Origin of the sequence: Plasticicumulans sp. (genome assembly GCF_035331805.1) — a bacterium.
Taxonomy (GTDB): domain Bacteria; phylum Pseudomonadota; class Gammaproteobacteria; order Competibacterales; family Competibacteraceae; genus Plasticicumulans.
In genome coordinates this window covers 1-3045 of the sequence record NZ_DAOLKE010000390.1, presented here as the reverse complement: position 1 = coordinate 3045, position 3045 = coordinate 1, and the positions used below count along the sequence as shown (strand labels likewise).

General features: G+C 69.4%; 4 protein-coding genes and 1 pseudogene. All 5 read right to left on the bottom strand.

Going from position 1 to position 3045, the window contains the following annotated elements:
• The coding region (locus PKE44_RS17330) for a TraU family protein (protein WP_324553762.1) at positions 1 to 467 on the bottom strand (467 nt) is incomplete at its 3' end.
• Complete coding sequence (traW, locus tag PKE44_RS17325; protein ID WP_324553760.1) at positions 454 to 1116, bottom strand: type-F conjugative transfer system protein TraW; 663 nt, start codon at positions 1114 to 1116, stop codon at positions 454 to 456. The genes traW and PKE44_RS17330, both read right to left, overlap by 14 nt.
• Positions 1103 to 1657: a S26 family signal peptidase gene (locus tag PKE44_RS17320; RefSeq protein ID WP_324553758.1), complete on the bottom strand. Its 555-nt coding sequence runs from the start codon at positions 1655 to 1657 to the stop codon at positions 1103 to 1105. The genes traW and PKE44_RS17320 overlap by 14 nt, the downstream gene beginning before the upstream one ends.
• A 17-nt stretch (positions 1658 to 1674) precedes the next feature.
• Complete coding sequence (locus PKE44_RS17315) at positions 1675 to 2040, bottom strand: hypothetical protein (protein WP_324553756.1); 366 nt, start codon at positions 2038 to 2040, stop codon at positions 1675 to 1677.
• A pseudogene (locus PKE44_RS17310) lies at positions 2037 to 3045 on the bottom strand (type IV secretion system protein TraC); the annotation flags it as partial. The gene PKE44_RS17315 and the pseudogene PKE44_RS17310, both read right to left, overlap by 4 nt.

Sequence of the window (3045 nt, the reverse complement as noted above, 5' to 3'; positions counted from 1 at the left end):
AGCCAGGTGAGGATCGGGTTGGCGTACCAGTGCGCGTGATAGAAGCTGTTGCGCGTCTGGCTGTCGTGGCCGACGTGGGCGCCGCGCGGCACGTCGAGTCCGGGGTCGAGCGAGATGCCGCCCAGGCCGACCATGCAGAAGGGCGTGCGCGTCACGTCCACCATGCGCACCGGCTCCCAGAAGCCGATCGACACGCCGATGCGGGGCGGGTTGCTGCAGTAGCAGACCGGCGAGGACGGATTGCCGATGTCGGGCTGACCGTCGGACAGGATCGATGCCGAGCCGATGGTGAGCGGGAACAGGCAGCTCCAGCAGATGTCGGTGATCGGGTTCATGAAGCGGCCGTGGCAGGTGGGGCCGGCCGCGGCGGGGCCGGGCAGCAGCGCGAGCAGCCACAGGGCGAGCGCGAGCCACAGCGCCGTGCGCGGGCGATCTGCCTGCCGGTGGACGGGGCTACAGGAGCTCATCGATGCGCAGCCTCCTGCCGTCCTGGGTGACGAGCGCGGGCACCTGACGGATGCCGAGCTTCGTCGTGAGGTTGCCCTGCTGGTCGTAGAACACCGGCCGCTGCCAGCGGCGCATCAGGTCCAGGTAGGACCCGCCGGTGAGGATCACCTTCACCTTGCCCTGGCGCTCGTCGATGAGCTTGCGTGCACGCGCGACCTGCTCGCGATCGCGCGCGTCGATGAAGAGCAGCGCCTGGCTCAAGGTCACGGTGTCGAGCGGATTGACCACCGTGCCGGGCGGCACGATGACCCGGCCGTCGGCGTCGCGGATGGCCTCCTGCACGACGATGCTCGGGTCGTGGTGGAAGCGCCGCGGTTGACGGGTGCGCGAGAGCCCCGCCACGGGCGCCGGGTCTTCGACGCCTCGCCTGACCCTTTCCAGCGACTCGCGTTGTAGACGGGCGAGCGTGCCGTCTTCGCCTGCCGCGCGAAGTTTCCCGAGGATCACCTCCAGCAGGTTCGGCTCGGCGATCGGGTAGACCGGGCCGATGACGCCGAGGTCCTGCGCGTGGGCGGGCACCGTCGCGACCATCGCGGCGAAGACGACCGCTGCGAGGCGCAGCGGCCTGCCGCGGGTCGTGCCTGCAATCGTCCGATCAGAAGAGTGCATCGGCCCGCCCGATGATCTGGGACGCGTGGATCCAGCCGGTCAGCTGGTACCGGGAGTCGAGGCTGTCGGGGTGTCCGGCTTGCACGTAGTAGCGGCCCTCCGGAATCCGGCCGGTGGGACCGGGCTCGAGCGGCTGACCTCTCCGGCTCACCGGCTTGGGCACGCCCACCGGAACGCCGTTGAGGTGGAAGCCCTGCGCGTCGCGCGTGACCTCGTCGCCGGGCATGCCGGCGAGCACCTTGATGAAGGTGACGCCCGCCGGGTACGGTCCGCCGCCGGCCCAGCGGAAGGCGACGAAGTCGCCTCGGCTCGGCATCTCGCCCTTGTGGATGAGGAAGAGCCGGTGCGGCAGGCTCGGCGAGGCGTTCAGCCCGAAGCCATAGTGGGCGTGAAACCAGAGCGCGATCGCGGCGACCGCGACGTAGACGACGGCCCAGTGCTTCAGGTGTTCGACCGAGCGCTCGGCGAACGTGCGCAGCCGGAATCGTCCGCTCGATGCGAAACGGTCGCGCCAGCTTCGATGCAGGAACAGGGTGCGCATGCGGACTCCCGATGCAGCTACAGGCCGAGCCGGCGCCGCACGTCCGGCGTCAGGTCTCGCAGCAGGGGTTCGGAGCCCATCACGGCGCCACGCGCCAGCACGATGCAGCGGCACTCGCCCGGCAGCGCCTGGAGCAGCGTGCTCACCTCCGTGCCGAAGCCCGCGGCGCGACGCAGTGCGCCGGCGCGCTCTTCGTCGCTGGCGTCGCGCTTGACCAGCACCGCGGCGACCTGCAGCTCCTTCAGGCGATAGAGCTCCGCCACGTCCAGCACGGCCAGCGCCGGCAGGCGCTCGGGCACGAGCCACAGGTGAACGAGTGCGATCAGCGCGGCGCTCACCAGCGCGTTGACGCCCACGAGCAGTGCGGCGGCCCGTGCGTTCACGCGAGCCCCCGTTCGCGCAAGACCGCGTCGATGGCGGCGGAGACGTCCAGGCCCGCCGCGCGCTTGGCGTTGATGGCGTTGAAGTCCTCGGCCCGGCTGCTGAAGAGCAGGAGGCTGTACGGATCGACGATCAGCCGGCCGATGCCGTTGCCGGCCGGCGAGTGGATGAAGACCTCGGAGTAGGCGCCGTGCTCGGTGCGCAGCGACAGCAGCAGCCGCTTCATCGCATCGTCCATCGTGAGTTGACCGAGCTTGTCCATCATCTCGATCGACTCGGGCTTCTGGCGCAGCAGGAACATCCAGTCGGAGTTGTCCAGTGCCGCCTTCGCCGCCGGATTGCGGTAGTAGTCGTCCACGCCCTGGGTGGCCGACATGAAGGCGCCCTTGTACTTGCGCGCGCGCCGGTAGCCGGCCTCGATGAACTCGGCGGTGGCGCCGCCCGAGAGCAGGTCCCAGGCCTCGTCGATGATCACGATCTTCTTGCGGTCGCGCGAGAAGTACATCTCGCGCGTGATGCGGTACATGACGATCAGCAGCACCACGGTCTGCAGGTCCTTCTTGGACTTGAGCTCCTCGAGCTCCAGCACGATGAGGTCGGCGCCGAAGTCGATGCTGGCCTCGGAATCGAAGTACTTCCCGTAGGCGCCGTCGCGCGTGTAGGGATGCAGCATCGCGGCGAGGTCCTTCAGCCGCCGGTCGCCTTCGCCGGCGGAGGGCGCGCCGTCGTCGTCGAGGCGTCCGGTCGCGAGCAGGTCGTGAATGTCGGTGACGGTCATGGCGCGGCCCTTGGCCTTCCAGACCTTCTTGATCGCCGCGCCCAGCGTCGAGTACTGGAAGCCGTCGAGCGACTCGCGCGGGGACACCATCTGCGCGAGCAGGGGCTGCAGCAGTTCCATGTCCTCGTCGATGTCCTCGACCAGGGGGAACGGGTTGAGCGAGAGCGCGGCGTCCTCGGTGAACTCGATGAAGCTGCCGCCGAAGTTGCGGCACGCCTTCTCGTAGGAG